Here is a 21,293-nt window from a genome sequence, read left to right as displayed (position 1 = left end):
TGTTATTGCCCCGGACGTCATGGCATCCGGGGCTGTAGTTATGGCGCTTTAACGCATTGCGTTAACGTCAGGGCACGATGTGATTTTGTTGCACCAGCTCATCGAGCGTGGTGTGTACGTTCTCCAGCGTTATGAGATTGGTTGAGTGATATGTGTTGCCCGTACCGTCGCGGTCGATGGCAATCACCGTGTTGTTACCGCTGGTGGTTACGGTGAGGTAGCTGCCGAGCGTAGCGTTCTGCCCGTTCCAGCCCACCAGCAGGTCGCCGATATCGATTTTGTCACCCTGGGCCAGTGAGAAGTTGGTCCAGGTGTCGGTAGCACCATTGCTAATGTTGCCGCCGGTAGCGTCGTTGGCGTTGAGCAGGTGATAAATCAGCGTATCGCCGTAGGCGCTGCCAGTCAGGCGATCGGCATCGACGGTACTCACCACTTGCGGATTCATATTGATGGTCAGCGTAGCGGTATCGGTATGGCCATTCTGGTCGTTAAGGGTGTAGGTAAATGTCTCTTTGGTGACGATGGTGGAGAGCGAGACATCGCTGTTGAGGGCATAGGTGTAATGACCATCAATGCCAATGGTCAGTTTGCCGTACAACCCGTTAATGATGGCGCTGGTCGTGCTACTCAGCGGATCAAGTGTGACGGTACTGCCGCCCGTGCCGTTCACCGTCAGCAAGGTATGCACGCTGGCAATATGGTCTCCGTCATAAATATTGCCGGTGACGCTGTTCGCTGTGGAAGTCTCGAAGTTTTGCAGGTCGATTATCGTACCTTTCACGCTGGGGGTGATGGTGATATTCCCCAGCCCCAGCCCCCCGACGCTTCCGGTATAGTCGAGGCGATAGTTGCCGGGGTGCAGTACGATCCCGCTCAAGGCTATATCGATATTGCCACCAACCAGCAATCCGCCATTGAAAGAGTTACCGGCAATCTTGATGTTGTTGCTGTCATACAGCGCCCAGGTGACGGTCAGCCCGCCCAGCGTCAGACCTGACGCGACGTTAAAATGCAGTATGGCGTTTTGCACCGCCGTTCCCGTAGCGATTTCAATGACGCCAGTACCACTTTTTGAGGTGGGTGAAAGGAGTTGGGCACTCCAGCTGGCGTTCCCGACGCTGTCGTCGGTAAACGACCGGGAAGTATCCGCCTGGGTACTAACCGCCATCGTGCTGCTGACGTCATTTACTGCATCCAGCGCCTGTGGGGTCGGTTTGATATTCAGCGATGCACTGCCGGTATCGCCGTTTGGCGCTTTGACCTTATACACGAAACTGTCCGGCGTATTGATACCGTCTGCGCCCAGTCCGCTTCTCAGCGTGTAGGTGTAGTTCCCTTTCGCATCAATAGTCAGCGTGCCGTACTGCCCGTTAATGGTGGTTGTACCCGTTCCGTTTACGGTGACACCGTTAACTTCGGTGATAACGGTATTGGCCGGAGCCGAGTCGTTGACCAGCAGGTTTCCATTGGTTGTCGCACTCAGGCTGTCGACGGCGTAGGTGTGATCGGCCTGTATATTCAGGGTATAGCTGGTCAGCAGCGTCAGACCGCCGGAGGCGTTAAGCAGGAACAGATAGTCACCGCCAGGCAGGGTGATGGTGTAATCCGTTGAGCTACCTCCTAGCAGCGCCGTGACCCAGTTGGGCTTCACGCGGAACTGCTCATACTGCTGAATGGACTCGTTGAAGCGATAAACATAGAGGTCAAAACCGCCAACCGTGACGCCGAGAACGCTGGCCTTGACGGTCAGCGTGCGGGTTGCGCCATCATCCACATTAAATTTGATCGGATTGGTTAAACCATTAACCAGACTGACATCCAGCACATTACCCAGTCCGACGTTGGCGAGGGTGAAGCCGGTTTGCTGTGATGTGCCATGATCAACCGCGATGACCTGCGTCCCGTAAGTCAGCGCAGCCACATCGTCTGCCGCGGTTACCGTACTGGTGGTGGGAGCCTGACCGAGCGTTACCACCAGTTTTGCCGAGGAGTGATCGCTGCCATGCGTCAGCGTGTAGGTGAAACTTTCAGAACGGCCATACACCGAGATTGACGTATCGGTCAGGGTATAGGTGTAGCTACCGTTCTGATTGATATGCAGGATGCCGTATTTCCCCTGCACATCAATGCCGCCCGCCGGGATGTTCACGACGTTGCCGTTACCGTCGGTGATGGCGGTAACCAGCGTGCCGGAAGGGGCATTATCCTGCCCGTTGGCGGGATCGATATCGGTGATGATATTGCCAGACTCGGTAGTACCGCCGGTGATGGTTCCTGCGCTAGCTTTTACCACAGAGACATCAAGGCTGGTGTATGCTCCGGTCGCCAGCAGGTTGGTGTTGTAGCTGACCACGCGGTAATCACCACCAGTCAGTCCGCTGTAATTGAGCGTTACGCCTGAGGCGCCCAGAGTGAGGAGGCTGGCAAAGTCTGGTTTCCCGGTATCCACCACCGTCACCCAGGCATTCAGCGTGGTGTCAAAGCGCTGGATGACGACTTCAAGTGTGTTTAACAGCGACAGCACCACGCCGGTCGCTGCGGCATTGATTGTAATGGATCCGCTGCCGCCAGAAGCGATGCTGAAATTCACGCTTGCCGTATCGTTCCCCAGCACGTTGGCGACATTTCCCAGCGCATTGACCAACAGGAAACCATAATCGCTTTGATGCTCGGTGCTGACGGTGACATCGGTTTGTAGCGGCAGGCTGGTGACATTGTCTTCAGCCAGCAGCGGCAATACTGGTGCGAGAGCGTTTGTCGGCGATGAGGTATTTCCCGCCGCATCGGTCGCCGTGGCGGACAGCGACTGCCCTTCAATCTGGCGAACCGGCAGGTTGACGCTGTAGACACCGCTGCTGTTGGCGATTGCCGTCACGCTGGTGCCGCCGGGCAGAGAAATGGTGACCGTGCTTCCCGCTTCGGCGACGCCGCTGACGGTACCGCCATCGGCGCTGATCAGGAGCGTTGGCGCGGTCGGTGGCGTGGTGTCCACGATCACGCTGAACGAACCGGACAACCCACTTGCGCCGTTGGCGTTGGTTGCCGTGGCGGTAAACGCATGGTTACCTTCGCTGAGTGCACCGGATGGGGTAAAGCTCCAGATCCCGTTACCGTCTGCGGTCGTGAAGCCCATTAGCACGCCGTTGTTGTACAGATTGATGACGGCGTTAGCCTGCGCCGTTCCGCTGAGCGTTGGCAGGGTGTCATTGGTGGTTTTACCGGGAGCGACGGGTCCCATGATAGTGCCGACGTCATCGAGCACGCTGGCAATAACAGGCGCAGGTGGTACGCCGGTAAACGGTGCCAGCACGTTACCCGCCGTACCGATGTTGCCTGCGGCATCCTGTGCGCTGACCAGCAGAGTTTGTCCACTGATTTGCGGTGGGTTCAGAGTGAAGGTGAAATTACCGGAGGCGTTGGCGGTTGCTGTGCCGAGCACCGTTCCGCCGCTGGAGGTAATAATGACCGTGCTGTTTGGTTCGGCAACGCCGGTGAGCGCGGTGCCGTTGGCGTTTACCGCCAGCCCGGCTGGAATACCCGGGGCAATGGTATCGACCACGATCGCTGCCGCAGACGATATGCCACTGGTATTACCCGCACTGTCCGTTGCAGTGATGGTAAACGAGTGGGTACCTTGTGCCAACGCGGTAGTCGGGGTGTAGCTCCAGTTGCCGCTGCCGTCCGCCGTTACGCTGGTGACAAAGCTGCCGTTATCATAAATATCAACTCGCGCGTTGGCTTCCGTGATGCCGTTTAACGTTGGGCGCGCGTCGTTGGTCGGCTGATTGCTGCCAATCGGCCCGGTGTTTGGCCCGACATCATCAATAATACTGCTGATTGAAGGCTGCGTCGGCGCCGTGGTGTCAACCACCACGCTAAAGCCTGCCGTTGCGCCGCTGGTGTTGCCCGCCGCATCAGTGGCGGTGACTGTGAAGGTGTGCGATCCATTTGCCAGCGGTGTGGTTGGGGTAAACGACCAACTGTTATTGCTTTGCACCAGCGCGGTACCCAACAGGGTGCTTCCGTCATAGATGCTGATGGTGCTGCCTGCCTCGGCGGTGCCGTTCAGCGTTGGGCGCGCATCGTTGGTCAACTGTCCGTTGCTGAGCGCTGCATTGAACACGCCGCCTGCGATATCATCCACCACAGAGACCAGCAGCGGGACGGATGGTGCAATGGTGTCGACATTAATCGTAAACCCACCTGAGACAGGACTCACGTTCCCGGCGGCGTCGGTGGCGATGGCGGTAAACACATGCTGACCGTTGCCAAGTGTGGTGGTCAGATATTCCCACGTGCCGTCTATCGCCGCAGTCACCGTTGCCAGCAGCGCGCCATTATCGTAGATGGCTACCCGGGCACCGGCTTCCGCTGAGCCGCTGAGTACGGGACGGGTGTCGTTGGTAAAGGCTCCGTTCGATAGCGTTCCGGTTCCCGGCTGCACGTCATCAAACGCCTGGATAATCGTTGGCGCAAGCGGGGCGACGGTATCAACAACGATGTTAAATCCCGCAGACGTCGGGCTGACGTTTCCAGCCGCGTCGGTGGCTGTTACCGTCAGCGCGTGGTTACCGTTGCTAAGTGGGGTTCCCGGTGTGAAGGTCCAGGCGCCCGTACCATCCGCTGTGGTAAAGCCGATAAACGATCCGTTATCGTAAATTCTCACCGTGGAATTGGCTTCAGCCGTACCGCTAAGCGTCGGAAGTGGATCGTTCGTGGCCTGACCGTTGTTCAGATTACCGATCAGTGGGCCGACATCATCCGCAACCTGAGTAATCACTGGTGCTGTCGGTGCCAGAGTATCGACGGTGTAGGTAAAGCCACCAGAAGGCAGACTGGTATTGCCTGCGCTATCTGTAGCCGTGACGGTCAGAGTATGCTGGCCGTTACCCAATGCCGCGGAGGGCGTAAAACTCCAGCTTCCGCCTGCGCCGACGATGGTGGTGCCAATGGCCTGACCATCGCTCAGGACGGTAATCGTCGCGCCAACTTCACCGGTACCGCTGAGCGCCGGGCGACTTTCGTTGCTGATTTGCCCGTTGGAGATAGGCCCGGTTGTCGGCGCGGTATTGTCCTGCACCGAACTGATGACCGGTATTGACGGGGCAATAGAGTCCAGCTCAATAGTAAACGATGATGATACTCCGCCTGTGTTTCCCGCCTGATCTGTGGCAACGACGGTGAAATTATGTTGCCCCTGTCCCAGCGGAGCATCCGGAGTGAAGCTCCAGTTACCTGACTCGTCCACCTGAGTTGTACCTATTTCAGCGCCGTTATCACGGATCGTGATGATGGCGCCAATCTCGCCTTTGCCGTTCAGGGTAGGCTGCGCATCGTTTGTAAGCTGTCCGTTGGTCAGCGCGGTATTGCCGGGCTGATCGTCAATTACTGAGGTAATGCTCGGTGCGGCTGGCGCCAGCGTGTCGACGACGACCACAAATGGTGGCGTTGTCGGGCTAATGTTACCCGCGTTATCTGTAACGCTGGCAGTCAGCGAGTGGCTTCCTTCTCCGAGAGCAGGGGCAGGCGTAAAGCTCCAGTTGCCATTTTCGTCGCTGGTGGTTGTGCCGATTACCGTGCCATTATCGCGGATGGTAACAACCGAATCCGCCTCGGTAACGCCAGCAAGCGTTGGGGTATTATCATTGGTCAACTGCCCGGAGGTCAGGGGCTGGATCGTACCAACGTTGTCCGTGACCGTCACAATAGATGGCGCATTCGGTACCAGGGTATCGACAATGATCCGGAAATCACTGGATGGATCTCCCAGGTTGCCAGCGGCGTCCGTTGCGCGGGCGGTAAAGAGATGATCGCCTTCTCCCAGCGGTGCTGTCGGGGTAAAGCTCCAGAATCCGTTACTGTTTACGGTCGTTGTGGCATAAGCGACACCGTTATCGTAGAGGGTAATGGTTGCCCCGGGTTCGCCAGTTCCGTTGAGCGTCGGACGCGAATCATTTGTAATTTGCCCTTTATCCAACGAGCCAGTGCCGGGGGCAACATCGTCGATAATGCTGGTGATCGTTGGCGCTTGCGGTGCCGTCGTGTCGATGGTGATAGCGTAGTTGGGTGACTGACCGCTGGGTATGCCACCGACGGTTTGCGACACAGTGAAGTTATAGGTTGCACCGTTAGTTAGTGGGGCGGGTAACTGATAACTCCATGCGCCAGAAACAACGTCGGCTATTACCGATGGAACTTGCAAAACACCATTTACATAAATATTAACAGTCGCTCCTGCAGTGGCAGTCCCTTGCAGCAGTGGTAAGGTGTCATTGGTGGTTTTACCGTTGCCAATCACCCCCATGATGGGCGCGATGTCATCAACGATCTCAAGCGTTGGTGGATGAGGAACGCTGGAGGTAGCAGCGCTAAACGTTGTCGGGTCGCTTTGATTTCCGGCGGGATCCTGAGCGATGGCGTTGAGCGCCTGACCGGTTGTTTGCGCTGGCGAAATTGTGACAGCGAAGTTACCTGAATCGTCAGCGATCCCTTGGCCGAGGATCGAAGTACCGCTGCGAATGATGACGGTACTGCCTGGATCGGCAGAGCCGCTAACCAGCGTACCGTTCGGGTCTACGCTGGTAACCGTAGGCGTTGCAGGCGGCAGGGTATCGACAATCAACGTCAGCGGGTTATCTGCTGCCAGTGAGTTACCTGCGTCATCCACGGCGCCGAAAGTCAGTTTGTGAGTGATATTGGGCGTGAGGGGGACATCCACACTCCAACTGCCGTTAGCAGCAACGGTAGCTGTCGCAATGGCGATGGGATTGTTACCATCGAAAATCAAAACCGTACTGCCCGGTGTGCCGGTACCGCTAATGGTTGGCGTTGTATCGTCCGTGACGCTGCCGCTGGTTAGCGAACCGGTAAAGACGCCAACGTTATCCTGGATATCCGTGACCTGCGGCAACGTTAACTTCGTGTTGTTAACCGTAAACGAAATGCTGTTTGAATTGTCGCTGACGTTACCTGCGGGGTCTGTTGCGGTAGCGCTTAATGTGTAGCTCCCGTTTGCCAGCGCAGTCCCGGGGGTAATACTCCAGGTACCGCCTGCCACCGTTGCAGTACCGATCACCGTACCGCCGTTATACAGAGTGATGATGTCTCCATTGACACCTGTACCACGAATGGTTGGCGTGGTGTCATCGGTCACGGCGTTGGGTGCAAGGTCACCCATGATATCGCCGACGTTATCATTGGCGGCGATAATCACCGGCGGCGCAGACGGCGTCGTGTCGATGTTCAGTGTTATAGCTGTTGATGGCTGGCTGACGTTGCCTGCAGGATCGGTTGCGGTGAGGGTTACCTGGTAAGTACCTGGAGTAACCGGTGCTGGCGGAGTAAAGCTCCAGGTTCCGTCTGCACCTACTGTTGTCGTTCCCTGCAAAGGGGGAGTGCCGTTCAGATAAACGGTAATCAAATCCCCGACATTCCCCGTGCCGCTAAAGGTTGGCGTGGTATCGTTGGTGTTGCCGTTAGTGACCACACCTGTTATTGGGGCCACATCGTCGGTAATGATTGGCGCGGCTGGTTGTGCGGGAGGTGTGTTGTCTACCGTCAAGGTAAAGCTGGCCGATGGGATCCCCGTGTTGCCTGCAACGTCAGTCGCTGTAGCGGTGAACTTATGCGGCCCGTCGGCGAGTGAGGTTGGGGTAAATGTCCAGGTGCCGTCTGGCTGTACGGTGACGGTACCAATGGAACCGCCATTATCATAAATCGTAATCTTCGCGCCGGGCTCGCCGGTTCCGGAGAGTTCGGGATTCGAGCTCTTGGTACTGCTGCCGTTATTCAGCGTTTGTAGGTTTGTCCCAATCAGACCTTCTGCGGAGCTGATAACCGGGGCTGCTGGTGGAGTGGTATCAATCGTTAGCGTAAAGTTTCCGGCATTGCTGGCGTTGCCTGCAACGTCCGTGGCAATAGCGGATAAATTGTGTGTGCCTTCACTGAGCGGTTGGTCGAGTTGAATACTCCAGGTGCCTCCGGGCAAAACAGTCGTGCTTCCAATTGGCGTAGCTCCATCATAAAGAGTGATCTTAGAACCGTCTGTTCCGGTTCCTTTCAGCTCTGGCAAGGTATCGTTTGAACGGCTTCCGGTAGGCAGATCGATCGGTGCATTCCCAACGTCGTCGGTAGCAGCCAAAATGACAGGAGCGCCTGGCGGTTGGGTATCTACGGTAACGCTGACCACTGTGGGTGAGGTGATGACATTACCGGCGGCATCAGTTGCCGATACCGTAAACTGATGGGTGCGATCGCTGAGCACCTGATTCCCCGGAACGGTATAACTCCAGGTACCCGAGCTGTCGACAAGAATAACCGTCAATAACTGAATGCCATCGTACAGGTTTACCAGTGAACCTGGCTCACCGGTACCCGAGATGGTTGGCGTATTGTCGTTGGTGACCCAACTGTTATTTGCAACGCTGCCCGTAATGCTGCCAACGTCATCGTTAACCAACGTTATCACTGGAACAGTTGGCGCAATTGTATCGACAATTATTTTCCAGCTTGCCGCGCTGCTGGTGTTATTCGCGGCGTCTGTGGAGGTCACCGTGAAGATGTGAGCGCCCTCGCTTAGCGCCGAGACTGGCGTATAGTTCCAGTTACCGTTGATATCAGCGACAACGGTCGTCAGCAGGGTGCCGTTATCGTAAATTTTGACCTGAGAACCTGCTTCGGCGGTGCCTTCCAGCTTAGGTTTGCTATCGTTGGTGACATCGCCGTTATTGAGAGGGCCCTGATACATGGGCTGGTCATCCGTCACGGCGGTGATGATGGGTGTTCCGGGGGCGGTAATATCCGGAGCCACCGCGGAAGTTGGCTGACTCTCGTTATTGCTACTGTCCGTTGCGGTAACTTTTACCGTTTCGCCGTTCATTTTCGACGGCGTAATCGACACCGTGAAGTTGCCGCCGCTGTCTGCCTGGCCTGTGCCGATCTGATTACCATTGCTGTCTTTTACGGTGACGGTGCTTCCCGCTTCAGCATGTCCGCTTACAGAACCACCGTCCCCGGCGACGGTGACGCCGGTTGGCGCGTCAGGCGCCGTGGTATCCGGGGCGGTAATCGCGCTGTTGCCGCTGGTATTGCCAGCAGCATCCGTCGCGTTGGCGACAAGATGTTCTCCGTTGGTCTGCGGCGGAACCAGCGTGGCGGTGAATTCTCCGTTCGAGCCGGCGGTTACTGTTCCAATTATCGCGCCACCAGGATCCAGAATATGTACCGTACTGTTGGGTTCCGCCATGCCGGTAACCTGATCGCCTGTAGGATTAATCACCAGATTAGCTGGCGGCAGCGGGGCCGTGATGTCTGGCGCGAGCGCGGTTTCCGGTAGGCTTGGGTTCCCGGCAGGATCGGTGGCGATAGCGGTAATGGTTTCACCATTGGTCTGAGGCGGGTTAATGGTGATGGTAAATGAGCCATCCGTTCCGGCGACGCCGCTGCCGATCTGAAGACCGTTATTATTATTGATGGTCACGGTACTTCCTGGTTCGGCTGTACCGGTGACGACAGAGCCGTCGGCAGATACGTTCAGATCGTCCGGCGCTGACGGTGGCTGAGTATCGATAGTGATATTGAATGCCGCTGACGTTCCTCCCGTGCCCAGGTGGTTGGTTGCTGTGGTGGTGAAGGAGTATGAGTCGTCCTGCAAGTTGGTGTTGGAGGTCCAGGTCCAGTTGCCGCTGGAATCGGCAAGCACGCTTACAACAAGCGCGCCGTTGTTATAAATGTTAACCGTGCTGTTGGCGTCTGCGGTACCCGAGATCGTAGGCGTTGGGTCGTTGGTGGCCTGATTATTGTTCAATGGCCCAGTTGAGGGGGTAACATCATCCACAATGCTGATGATAACAGGCACGCCCGGGTAGCCAGAGTTGGTGGCATTGAAGGACGTGTCTGGCCCGACGTTGCCTGCCTGGTCCTGAATCTTCGCGATCAGCGCTTCACCGTGCGTCTGTGAAGGTGAAATCGCGATGACGAAATTGCCGGTGTGATCAACGGTAGTTGAACCCAAAACCTGATTATTACTACCGATGATAATGACCTGGCTTCCTACCTCAGCACTACCGGTTACCTCGGTGCCTTGCAAGTTTACGGAGGAAATGACCGCGCCTTCAGGCGGGGTAGTATCGACGGTGAATGTCGGTACACTCGTTTCCGCGCTCACGTTACCCGCATCGTCAGTTTGCGTCAGCGTCAGATTATGAACACCGTCGCTAAGCGGCGTGTCAGGTGTAAACGTCCAGTTACCATTGTCATCCACCTGAACCATGCCAATCAGAATGCCATTATCAGAAATGCTGATGTAAGAGCCCGCTTCACCAGAGCCTGTGAGTGTTGGCGTGGCATCGTCGGTTACACCGTTATTACCTATCAAGCCTTTAATGGAACCTGAATCGTCAGTTACTTCTGTGACCACAGGGGCGTCGGGGGCAAGCGTATCGACAATAATCTCCCAACTGTCCGACATGTCGCTGCTGCCCGTACCGTCTGATGCACTGACGGTAAACTTGTGGGTACCGTCTGCGAGTGGAGAGGATGGCGTAAACGACCAGTTGCCGTTGGCATCGATAGTGACCTGGCCTATTTCGACGCCGTTATCAAAAATATGCAATGTGGCATTTGCGGGGCCGGTGCCCTGAAGAGTGGGCGTATTGTCGTTGGTGGATTCCAGCTGATTAACAGGGCCAGTAATCAGCTCCTGGTTATCGATTACGCTGGTGATAACGGGTACGTCAGGCATGTTAGGGGTTGTTGTTGGCGGTGAACCACCATCCCCATTACCACCGTTGCCATTTCCGCCATTTCCGCCATTTCCTCCATTACCGTTGCCGGCATTATTATCACTCCCGCCGCCACCACCGCCGCCACCTCCACCACCCGCCGCGAGGCCAATTCCGCCTGCTACCGCGATCCCACCAAGAACCCACGGCCAGACGGCGCCGCCTTCATGGCTTCCCTCAGCAGTCATTAGCGGAGTGAGATCGTCCAGATGCTGGAAATGGAATGCCCCATCAGTATCCTGAACCCACCACAGCGCGCCATTACTGTCTTCCAGAACAAGCTGGTTTTGCGCATCACCTTTTCCGACATAGAAGTTCTTAATGGTGATGGTTTCACCTGAGCGGAGAGTGACAACCAGATCCTGATTCACGCGAGTCAGTTGACTTACCTCCTCACGTGACACCGACAGTTTCACGATAGAAGGCGAACTGAGCGTAACTTCAGAGGATTCAACATTTGTGGAAACGCCAGTTAATTTTGATACAACGGCGAGTAGACGCATATGTTCACTCCTGATGGCATGTCGGGAGTATTAATCCGCAACAGCGCGCTGGGAAAATGAGCAGACAGGGGCCCCGTTCACCATAAAGATGAATTTACACATGTAATTACATTGATTAGGTCATGCAGAGGTTCATTTACTTATCAAATACGTTCGGGCCCTGTTAGCTGAATAGTTCTTTCGTATTAGATGATATAGTCAGAAAGAATGTATTCTGCAACTTATCCATATTAAAAATATATTTGGCTAATTGAAAAGTATACTTTCCGGTGTGTATTTAATGATTTATTTTTAGTTAACTTATTGTATTTAAAGGTTTTGTATTTTAATTGAAATGAGGACTGATATAATAAACAACAGTAATAATAGTGTTATTAAATAAGTTTGAATATAGGTGACATGGTCTTGAAGTTTTATTTTATTAGACTATGTGGCGCTACGGTGATGCCAGGGGAGTTTATTTCATACCTGAACGATTCAGCACAAATAAACCATAAACCTGATGAATGTATTGAGTGGGTTTCAATAACTAAAAAATAAGAACCAGTCTCAGGATGAGAGACTGGTCACAGGAGAATAGCGTTTAGCGACCAGCATTTTTCATAATACGCGCTTTATCTAACTGCCATTCGCGTTCTTTCACATCGGAGCGCTTGTCGTGCTGTTTCTTACCTTTCGCGACGCCAATTTTCACTTTGCACCAGGCATTTTTCCAGTACAGTGAAAGCGCAACAACGGTATAACCGTCACGATTCATTCGACCATACAGGGAGTCGAGCTCACGTTGGTTTAACAACAGCTTACGGGTACGGGTGGGATCACATACCACATGCGTTGAGGCAACAGCCATTGGCGTGAAGTTGGCGCCAAACAGGAACGCTTCGCCGTCTTTAAGGATGACGTAGCTGTCGCCGATGTTAGCTTTACCCGCCCGCAGGGATTTGACTTCCCAACCTTGCAGAGCGAGTCCTGCTTCGAACTCTTCTTCAATAAAGTATTCGTGTCGTGCACGCTTGTTAAGCGCGATTGTGGCTGAGCCAGGTTTGTGTGCTTTTTTCTTCGTCATAATGCCGCTCAGTATAGGTAATCTGGAATCGAAAAACACCCCATTTCATCCAGCGGGGCGCAAGGCGCTATCTTAGCACGAGTTAGGCTATAGCGTTTTTTTTAGCGGGGGATAAATGGTATTATTTGTGTGATTGATATTGATGGAAATTGTTATGCCTCAGATTAGCCGGACCGCTTTAGTACCTTACAGTGCGGAACAGATGTATCAGCTAGTGAATGATGTTAAATCCTATCCCCAGTTTTTACCGGGATGCACCGGTAGCCGTGTGCTGGAGTCGACTCCGGGACAGATGACCGCAGCGGTGGATGTCTCGAAAGCAGGGATTAGCAAAACGTTCACCACGCGCAATCAATTGACCAGTAACCAGAGCATCCTGATGCATCTGGTCGACGGACCGTTCAAGAAACTCATTGGCGGATGGAAGTTTACGCCACTGAGTCATGAAGCGTGCCGCATTGAATTTCATCTCGATTTTGAGTTTACCAATAAGTTAATCGAGCTGGCATTTGGTCGTATCTTTAAAGAGCTGGCTTCGAACATGGTGCAGGCCTTCACGGTCCGCGCGAAAGAGGTTTACAGTGTCAGCGTCAGCTAAAATTGTCGTTGAAGTGGCGTATGCGCTACCCGAGAAACAGTATCTACAGCGTGTGACGCTGCAACAGGGCGCTACGGTGGAAGAGGCTATCCGCGCTTCCGGGCTGCTGGAATTACGTACCGATATCGATCTCAGCAAAAATAAAGTGGGCATTTACAGCCGTCCGGTAAAGCTTGCTGATGTTCTCCAGGACGGTGATAGGGTGGAAATTTACCGGCCACTGATTGCCGATCCGAAAGAGCTGCGCAGACAGCGAGCAGAGAAATCTGCTAAAAAATAGCAGACAATAAAAAAGGTGCTCATTGAGCACCTTTTTTTGATCTGTTAATCCTACTTGTTGTCGGTCAAAGCAGGTTTGTTATCAATGTTCGTCAAAATGCCGCTGCTGTTAAAGGTCAGCGTCAGTGTTTGCTGGGTTACGCCTTCATGACCAGGTTGCTGACGGAACACATAAAACCAGGTGTTAGTGCCAAAAGGATCGGACATCATTGGTGTACCCAGAGCATAAGCAACCTGCTGTTGCGTCATACCCGTGCGCACTTTGGCGACATCGGTAGGTGTCAGATAATTTCCCTGGTTGATGTCAGGGCGGTAAACCACTCGCTCCAGAGTGGAACAGCCTGCAGTCAACATCAGTAGTACTGCTGCAGCAGCAGTCAGCGTTTTACAGCGCATAGTGATTTGATTCCTTTTCGGGCCCGAGCAGTACGCGGCTCATATGTAATATGCCGATGATAATAGACCTTTCACCACTTTAAAACCTTTTGCTGTCGGGTCGGTCGGCGATTTTATGTTGAACTCAGACCTTAACAAGGTAAAAAAGTTTATGCCGCCAGCAGTTCTTTTGCATTTGCGAGGGTATTGCGCGTCACTTCGCTACCGCCAAGCAGGCGGGCTAATTCCTGCAGGCGAGCGCGTTTATCAAGCGGCTGCATGTGTGTTTCGGTCATCGCGCCATCCGTTTCTTTGCTGACGTAGAAGTGTTGATGACCACAGCCAGCAACCTGCGGCAAGTGAGTAACGCACATTACCTGAGTTGACTCGCCCAACTGACGCAGCATTTTTCCCACTACCGCAGCAGTCGGGCCGCTGATACCGACATCCACTTCATCGAAAATCAGCGCCGGTGTTTCCATTTTGCGTGCGGTAATAACCTGAATAGCCAGCGCAATGCGCGACAGTTCCCCACCTGAAGCCACTTTCGCAATCGGCTGCAACGGCTGGCCTGGGTTAGTGGTCACTTTAAACTCTACGCGATCGGCACCGTCTGCGCTCAAATGATGTTCCTCAAATTTCACATCAATGCAAAAGACACCGTGCGGCATTGAGAGAGTATGCATGCTCTCTGTAATCAGTTGTCCCAGCTCCTGAGCATAATGCTGGCGCTGTTTGTGCAGCATTTTTGCCGTTTCCAGAGCCTGCTGGTGGTGATTGTTCACCGCCAGGGTTAAGGTTTCGAGCGAGTCGGCCTGATCGTCTAACTGCTGTTGTTCATCCAGCAATGACTGATAGAACTGTGGCAGCGCTTCAGGGGCAACATGATGCTTGCGGGCCAATGAGATTTGTTTGGAAATACGCTGTTCAAGTTCGAACAAACGGTTAGGGTCCAAATCCAGACGATCGCAATAGTGGCGCAGCTCGTCGCTGGCTTCGCTGAGTTGGATCGTGGCCTCTTCCAGCATATCCAGGATACCGGAAAGTTTGCCGTCCATGCCTGCCAGTTCAGTGACCAGCTGCTTTGCAGTGTACAGCTGGCTTTGCAGGTTGATGTCTTCGCCATCCGCCAGGATAGCCAGCGCCTGTTGGCTGGTGGTGAGCAATTGCCCGCTGTTAGCCAGACGCTTGTACTCTTCATCAATTTGCTCAAATTCACCCGGCTGCGGGTTGAATTCGTTCAGTTCTTTTAACTGGTATTGCAACAGTTCCGCCCGGGCTGCTCGTTCCTGACTCTGTTGTTGATGATGCGCCAGGTCACGGCAGCTTTGGTGCCACAGCTGGTAGCGCGCAGCCATTTCCTGAGTCAGGGACGCTTCATTGGCGTAACCATCCAGCAGAGACTTTTGGTGTTCTGATTTTGTCAGGAGCTGATGCGCATGCTGACCGTGGATTTGAATAAGCAACTGGCCCAGCTCGCGCAGCTGTGACAACGGTACGGCAGTGCCGTTAATGAAGCCGCGTGAACGTCCATCGCTGCTGATAACACGACGCAGCAAACATTCACGGCCTTCCTCAAGCTGGTTTTCTTCCAGCCAGCGCAGAGCCGCGGGGGTGTCTTTTAAGGCGAATCGCGCGCAGAGGTCGGCTCGCGTGGCGCCTGCACGTACCATGTCGGCGTCTGCGCGTCCGCCCAGGCACAAACCGAGAGCATCAATGGCAATGGACTTACCCGCACCGGTTTCACCGGTAATAACGGTCATTCCGTTCTGGAAATCGATCTCAAGTTCACGAACGATAGCAAAATTGCTGATGGTCAGTTGTGCCAACATAGCTGTTTTCCTGTATGAAAAACCATAACTGTAATTACATACAGTATAAACTGGTTTTTTATACAGTAAAGAGGTTGGCGTTAAATTAAAATAATTTTTTTGACCAGCCTAGTTTAGTGCTTAATGTGTTGAAATAGCTGTAATCTTTTGGGTGTATCAGGTTCAGATGATAATCACAGCGGCGAATTAATACGTCTTCACCTTCCTGTATAGGCAGGGCGATCTGGCTGTCGCAACTGATTTCCAGATCGTTACGGCGATGAGAGAAGCGCAGGCGAATGGTGCTGCTACTGTTGATCACCAGCGGTCGTGCGGAAAGTGTATGCGGGAACATCGGGACCAGCGTAATAGCATCCAGCGAAGGCGTCAGGATCGGACCTCCGGCAGAGAGCGAGTAGGCGGTAGAGCCGGTCGGTGTGGAAATAATCAAGCCGTCCGAACGCTGGGAGAAGGCAAAAATTTCATCGATATAGACTTCAAATTCAATCATGTGCGCCACTTTTCCGGGGTGCAACACAACTTCATTGATCGCAGTGCTAATACGCTTCTGGCAATCCTGTTGGCACACCTGGGCTTCAAGTAAAAAGCGCTTTTCGCTGATGTAGTGGCCTTCCAGCACGTCAGCTAACTGTTGGTGGGCATTGTCTGGGTCAAGGTCGGTCAGGAAACCAAGATTACCGCGGTTAATGCCAATAACCTTGATATCATAACGTGCCAGGGTGCGTGCGGCGCCCAGCATATTGCCGTCGCCGCCGACTACCACGGCGAGGTCTGCCTGCTGGCCAATCTCTGCAAGCGTACCGGTTTTCACATTTTTCAGCTGCAGCTCGTGGGCGATTTGTTGCTCAACGATAACCTCATAACCTTTGGCGCACAGCCAACGGTAGAGCATTTCATGTGTGGTCAGTGCAGTGGGGTGACGTGGATGCCCCACAATGCCAATACACTTGAAATGTTTGTTCATTTTCTCGAGGTCCTTGTAACGAAGATTAGTGACAATGTGAGTACTTCCCTTGAATCCCTGAATCTGATCCCCATAATAAGCCAAGTTAGCGAGATGAATGCGAAAAAAACGCGGAGAAATTCATGAGTAGTAAAGAACAGAAAACGCCTGAGGGGCAAGCCCCGGAAGAAATTATCATGGATCAGCACGAAGAAGTTGAGGCGGTTGAACCAGACGCTTCTGCTGAGCAGGTGGATCCGCGCGATGAAAAAATTGCGAATCTGGAAGCTCAGCTTGCTGAAGCCGAAACGCGCGAGCGCGACAGCGTGTTGCGTATCAAAGCGGAAATGGAAAACCTGCGTCGTCGTACCGAACTGGACGTAGAAAAAGCGCATAAGTTTGCACTGGAAAAATTCGTCAACGAACTGCTGCCGGTGCTGGATAGCCTGGACCGTGCGCTGGAAGTTGCGGACAAAGACAATGACGCTATGGCGGCTATGGTCGAAGGTATTGAGCTGACTCGTAAGTCAATGCTGGATGTTGTGGCGAAGTTCGGCGTACAGGTAGTTGCGGATATCGACGTGCCGATGGACCCGAACGTGCACCAGGCGATTGCAATGGTAGAGTCTGACGACGTTGCTGCCGGTAATGTGCTGATGGTTATGCAGAAAGGCTATACCCTGAACGGACGTACCATCCGTGCGGCGATGGTCTCTGTGGCGAAAGCCAAAGGCTAATCAGCCTCAGACCGGGTAATGCTGATGCGCTACCCGGTCTGGATTACTCTCACTGGTCCGATACGCTTTCCCGCAGCGGTTTGACGGGCAACACCTGCACCTGTTTAATCATATTATCCTGCACGTCGAGAATATCGATATCGTACTGCCCAATACGCACACGTGTGCCAGCAACCGGGATCTCTTCCAGCGCTTCAAGAATAATACCGTTCACGGTACGAGCGTCATCTTCCGGCAGGTGCCAGTTAAACGCCTTATTGATTTCACGAACGTTGGCGCTACCGTCAATGATCACCGAACCGTCATTCTGCGGCGTGACTTCTTCGGCAAGCGTCGGTGACATTGAGGTCGTGAAGTCACCAACAATCTCTTCCAGAATATCCTCGACCGTAACCAGTCCTTGAATATCGCCATATTCATTAACGACCAGGCCCACTTTCTTCTTATTGCGCTGAAACTTAATGAGCTGGGTGCTGAGTGGTGTGCCTTCCGGAACGTAATAAATTTCGTCGGCGGCGCGTAACATGGTCTCTTTGGTGAACTCTTTTTTCTCGGCCATCAATCGCCAGGCTTCACGTACGCGCAGCATACTGATGGCATCGTCGAGCGAGTCGCGATACAGCACAATACGACCGTGCGGGGAGTGCGAAAGCTGACGCACGATTGATTTCCAGTCATCGTTAATATCAATGCCGATGATTTCATTACGCGGGATCATGATGTCATCGACGCTGACTTTTTCCAGGTCCAGCACTGACAACAGCATATCCTGGTTACGGCGTGAGATTTGCGAGCGCGATTCATTCACCAGCGTTCGCAGTTCATCTTTACTCAGCGAACCGCTCACTACGATATCCGTTTTGATGCCCATCATGCGCATCAGAAGCCGAGTAATGGTGTTGAGTAGCCATACTAACGGCATCATCAGAATCTGCAGCGGAGCCAGCAGGACGCTGCTCGGATAGGCAACTTTTTCCGGATATAGCGCGGCAATCGTCTTTGGCAGCACTTCGGCAAAAACCAGTACAACAAACGTCAGTACCCCGGTGGCAATGGCGACGCCAGCATCGCCATACAGGCGCATACCGACAATGGTGCCGAGTGCGGAGGCCAGAATATTCACCAGATTATTACCGATGAGCACCAGGCTTATCAGGCGATCCGGCTTGCGAAGTAACTTTTCAACGCGTTTTGCCTGGCGATTTCCCTGTTTGGCCCGATGGCGTAGGCGGTAGCGATTCAGGGTCATCATTCCGGTTTCAGAACCGGAAAAATAGGCGGAAATGACCACCATGATGAGGAGCGTGATAATGAGCGTGGTGGTGGAGATGTGTTCCACGTAGGGTTCCTTAAAGATTTAACTCACGAACTGCTGCAGGATACGGCTGCCGAAATAGGCCAGCGTCAGAATGCCAGCGCCTGCGACGTTAAACCATACGACGCGACGTCCGCGCCAACCTTCATGGTAATGCCCCCACAACAGAACGATATAGACAAACCATGCCACGATAGAGAGAACGGCTTTATCAATGTTCTCGGTACTGAACAGGTTATGCATGTAAAACAGGCCAGTGCACAGGGTGAGCGTCAGCAGAACCACGCCAATTTGGGTGATATGAAACATCTTCCGCTCAATACTCATCAGTGGTGGCATCTCATTGCTGAAGGCCAGTTTTTTGTTTTTCAGTTGGTAATCGATCCATGCCAACTGTAGCGCGTAGAGCGCGGCGATAATCAGCGTGGCGTAAGCGAACAGTGATAGCCCGATGTGAATCATCATGCCTGGCGTAGCTTCGAGATGGGTGATGAACTCGTTAGGCATAAATGTGGCGAAGGCCAGGTTTATCAGCGCAAAGGCGTAGACAATGGGCAGCAATAGCCAGCCACGATTGCGGGAAGCGACGATGGTCATTACCGTACAGATCATCAGGCTTACCAGCGAGCCGACGTTCAACAGACTCAGGTTTTGTCCGCTTTCACCGCCGGGTAGGATACGCGCTTCCAGGGCGATAGCATGGCTTACCAGCGCAACGACCGCAGAGAGAATAGCCATACGCCGCCAGCCGCTGTTTTTTTGCAGCAGAGCGGGAATAATCAGCGCGAGGCTGACTGAGTAGGCGACAAGGGCGAGCAGAGCAAAAACGGGCATATAGGTGTCGACAGTTGGCCAGTGATAAAGAAAAGCAGTATAGCGTTACGTGACCGCTGCTCCAACCGTTGCATAACAACAAAGGCGGCTTCATGTTATACTGCGACAAATTTCTGTTGATGTGTCGCTGTCGCGACCGACCGTTTCCACCCCAGGCGAGAGACAATGTTTGATAATTTAACCGATCGTTTGTCGCGCACGCTGCGCAATATCAGTGGCCGTGGACGCCTTACTGAAGACAACGTTAAAGAGACGCTGCGCGAAGTGCGCATGGCGCTGCTGGAGGCTGACGTAGCGCTGCCGGTAGTGCGTGAGTTTATCAATCGCGTAAAAGAGAAAGCGGTTGGTCATGAAGTTAACAAAAGCCTGACGCCGGGTCAGGAGTTCGTCAAGATTGTCCGTAACGAACTGGTTGCGGCAATGGGCGAAGAAAACCAGACCCTGAATCTGGCTGCACAGCCGCCAGCCGTGGTGCTGATGGCGGGCCTGCAGGGTGCGGGTAAAACGACCAGCGTCGGTAAGTTGGGTAAATTCCTGCGCGAGAAGCACAAGAAGAAAGTGCTGGTGGTCTCTGCGGACGTTTATCGCCCGGCGGCGATCAAACAGCTGGAAACGCTGGCCGAGCAGGTCGGTGTCGACTTCTTCCCGTCGGATGTCGGCCAGAAGCCGGTCGATATCGTTAACGCCGCGCTGAAAGAAGCCAAACTCAAATTCTACGACGTGCTGCTGGTGGATACCGCCGGTCGTCTGCACGTTGACGAAGCGATGATGGACGAAATCAAACAGGTCCACGCTTCTATCAAGCCGGTAGAAACGCTGTTTGTGGTCGACGCCATGACCGGTCAGGATGCCGCGAATACCGCAAAAGCCTTTAACGAAGCGCTGCCGTTAACCGGCGTAGTGCTGACAAAAGTTGATGGTGATGCCCGTGGCGGTGCGGCGCTCTCTATTCGTCATATTACCGGTAAGCCGATTAAATTCCTCGGCGTCGGCGAGAAAACCGAAGCACTGGAGCCGTTCCATCCGGACAGGATTGCTTCGCGCATTCTCGGCATGGGTGACGTGCTGTCGCTGATCGAAGATATCGAAAGCAAGGTTGACCGTGCGCAGGCAGAAAAATTAGCCAGCAAGCTGAAAAAAGGCGATGGCTTCGATCTCAACGATTTCCTTGAACAGCTCAACCAGATGAAAAACATGGGCGGTATGGCAAGCCTGATGGGCAAGCTGCCGGGCATGGGTCAGATACCTGACAATGTGAAATCGCAGATGGACGATAAAGTGCTGGTGCGTATGGAAGCCATCATCAACTCGATGACGATGAAAGAACGGGCTAAGCCGGAAATTATTAAAGGTTCCCGTAAACGCCGTATCGCTGCCGGTTGCGGTATGCAGGTACAGGACGTAAACCGCCTTCTGAAACAGTTCGACGACATGCAGCGCATGATGAAGAAAATGAAGAAGGGCGGAATGGCGAAGATGATGCGTGGTATGAAGGGGATGATGCCCCCAGGATTCCCAGGCCGCTAATCGGCCTGGCTTGTTTGCCATTTCGGCACCGGGGTGTGCTCGCCATCCTCACGTACTGCGTGTACGCTCCGGTGGCTGCGCGCACGCCGGCACCGAACTGACGGCACCGCCAGCGGCCTTTTATAGCAGAGTTATCAACTGCTGATTGCATTTTCCCCAGAAATCAGTAAAATTTTCGGGCTTTTAATATGACACCCGGGCTCCGTTCCTCGATGGGGCCTGGGTGTTTTATTCACACAAGAGGATGTTATGGTTACTATTCGTTTAGCTCGTCACGGCGCTAAAAAGCGTCCGTTCTACCAGGTTGTTGTTACCGACAGCCGTAATGCACGCAACGGTCGCTTCATCGAGCGCGTTGGCTTCTTTAACCCAATCGCTAGCGAAAAAGAAGAAGGCACTCGCCTGGATCTGGATCGCATCGCTCACTGGGTTGGCCAGGGCGCGACTATTTCTGATCGCGTAGCTACGCTGATCAAAGCAGCAAACAAAGCAGCTTAATCTGT

At 53.6% G+C, this 21,293-nt stretch carries 12 protein-coding genes; 5 read left to right on the top strand and 7 right to left on the bottom strand.

What is annotated here, in order from left to right; all coding sequences use genetic code 11:
* Positions 1 to 67: 67 nt before the first annotated feature.
* Positions 68 to 11,284, bottom strand: a complete 11,217-nt coding sequence (locus SK38_RS16350) for a BapA/Bap/LapF family large adhesin (RefSeq protein WP_048236505.1) — start codon at positions 11,282 to 11,284, stop codon at positions 68 to 70.
* Positions 11,285 to 11,867: 583 nt separating this feature from the next.
* Positions 11,868 to 12,350, bottom strand: a complete 483-nt coding sequence (gene smpB / locus SK38_RS16345) for an SsrA-binding protein SmpB (protein ID WP_003031211.1) — start codon at positions 12,348 to 12,350, stop codon at positions 11,868 to 11,870.
* A gap of 154 nt (positions 12,351 to 12,504) precedes the next feature.
* On the opposite strand from smpB, the gene ratA reads away from it, so the two are divergent.
* On the top strand, positions 12,505 to 12,948 hold the full coding sequence (ratA, locus tag SK38_RS16340; RefSeq protein WP_003826396.1) for a type II toxin-antitoxin system toxin RatA: 444 nt from the start codon (positions 12,505 to 12,507) through the stop codon (positions 12,946 to 12,948).
* Entirely contained in the window at positions 12,932 to 13,228 is a 297-nt protein-coding gene (locus tag SK38_RS16335) for an RnfH family protein (RefSeq protein WP_008785525.1), read from the top strand. The genes ratA and SK38_RS16335 overlap by 17 nt, the downstream gene beginning before the upstream one ends.
* A 50-nt stretch (positions 13,229 to 13,278) precedes the next feature.
* On the opposite strand, the gene bamE is transcribed toward SK38_RS16335, so the two are convergent.
* From bamE to nadK, 3 genes are all read right to left on the bottom strand, one after another.
* A complete protein-coding gene (bamE, locus tag SK38_RS16330) occupies positions 13,279 to 13,623 on the bottom strand; it encodes an outer membrane protein assembly factor BamE (protein ID WP_008785524.1) in 345 nt (114 codons plus the stop codon).
* 149 nt (positions 13,624 to 13,772) lie between these two features.
* Positions 13,773 to 15,434 carry a DNA repair protein RecN gene (gene recN / locus SK38_RS16325; RefSeq protein ID WP_008785523.1) on the bottom strand — a complete coding sequence of 554 codons (1,662 nt, stop codon included), beginning with the start codon at positions 15,432 to 15,434 and terminating at the stop codon, positions 13,773 to 13,775.
* An 85-nt stretch (positions 15,435 to 15,519) separates the two neighbouring features.
* A complete protein-coding gene (nadK, locus tag SK38_RS16320) occupies positions 15,520 to 16,398 on the bottom strand; it encodes an NAD(+) kinase (RefSeq protein WP_003826406.1) in 879 nt (292 codons plus the stop codon).
* A 122-nt stretch (positions 16,399 to 16,520) separates the two neighbouring features.
* On the opposite strand from nadK, the gene grpE reads away from it, so the two are divergent.
* A complete protein-coding gene (grpE, locus tag SK38_RS16315) occupies positions 16,521 to 17,114 on the top strand; it encodes a nucleotide exchange factor GrpE (protein WP_003826408.1) in 594 nt (197 codons plus the stop codon).
* Positions 17,115 to 17,163: 49 nt separating this feature from the next.
* On the opposite strand, the gene SK38_RS16310 is transcribed toward grpE, so the two are convergent.
* Positions 17,164 to 18,453, bottom strand: coding sequence for an HlyC/CorC family transporter (locus SK38_RS16310; protein ID WP_008785520.1), 1,290 nt, complete (start codon positions 18,451 to 18,453; stop codon positions 17,164 to 17,166).
* Positions 18,454 to 18,471: 18 nt separating this feature from the next.
* Positions 18,472 to 19,263 (bottom strand): cytochrome C assembly family protein, encoded by a 792-nt coding sequence (locus tag SK38_RS16305; protein ID WP_003031224.1) that lies wholly within the window; start codon positions 19,261 to 19,263, stop codon positions 18,472 to 18,474.
* A 165-nt stretch (positions 19,264 to 19,428) separates the two neighbouring features.
* Between SK38_RS16305 and ffh the strand changes: the two genes are divergently transcribed.
* Positions 19,429 to 20,790 (top strand): signal recognition particle protein, encoded by a 1,362-nt coding sequence (gene ffh / locus SK38_RS16300; RefSeq protein WP_003031226.1) that lies wholly within the window; start codon positions 19,429 to 19,431, stop codon positions 20,788 to 20,790.
* 249 nt (positions 20,791 to 21,039) lie between these two features.
* Entirely contained in the window at positions 21,040 to 21,288 is a 249-nt protein-coding gene (gene rpsP / locus SK38_RS16295) for a 30S ribosomal protein S16 (RefSeq protein ID WP_003031228.1), read from the top strand.
* Positions 21,289 to 21,293: the final 5 nt, after the last annotated feature.

It is taken from the genome of Citrobacter sp. MGH110 (genome assembly GCF_001037515.1).
Taxonomy (GTDB): domain Bacteria; phylum Pseudomonadota; class Gammaproteobacteria; order Enterobacterales; family Enterobacteriaceae; genus Citrobacter; species Citrobacter portucalensis.
Note: the sequence above shows the minus strand (reverse complement) of the source record. Positions and strands in the feature narration are given on the sequence as shown.

Bases quoted from the DNA above. Each gene is read 5' to 3' on its own strand.
- SK38_RS16305 (WP_003031224.1), bottom strand. From the start codon at position 19,263: ATGCCCGTTTTTGCTCTGCTCGCCCTTGTCGCCTACTCAGTCAGCCTC.
- ffh (WP_003031226.1), top strand. From the start codon at position 19,429: ATGTTTGATAATTTAACCGATCGTTTGTCGCGCACGCTGCGCAATATC.
- nadK (WP_003826406.1), bottom strand. From the start codon at position 16,398: ATGAACAAACATTTCAAGTGTATTGGCATTGTGGGGCATCCACGTCAC.
- bamE (WP_008785524.1), bottom strand. From the start codon at position 13,623: ATGCGCTGTAAAACGCTGACTGCTGCTGCAGCAGTACTACTGATGTTG.
- ratA (WP_003826396.1), top strand. From the start codon at position 12,505: ATGCCTCAGATTAGCCGGACCGCTTTAGTACCTTACAGTGCGGAACAG.
- grpE (WP_003826408.1), top strand. From the start codon at position 16,521: ATGAGTAGTAAAGAACAGAAAACGCCTGAGGGGCAAGCCCCGGAAGAA.
- rpsP (WP_003031228.1), top strand. From the start codon at position 21,040: ATGGTTACTATTCGTTTAGCTCGTCACGGCGCTAAAAAGCGTCCGTTC.
- SK38_RS16350 (WP_048236505.1), bottom strand. From the start codon at position 11,284: ATGCGTCTACTCGCCGTTGTATCAAAATTAACTGGCGTTTCCACAAAT.
- recN (WP_008785523.1), bottom strand. From the start codon at position 15,434: ATGTTGGCACAACTGACCATCAGCAATTTTGCTATCGTTCGTGAACTT.
- smpB (WP_003031211.1), bottom strand. From the start codon at position 12,350: ATGACGAAGAAAAAAGCACACAAACCTGGCTCAGCCACAATCGCGCTT.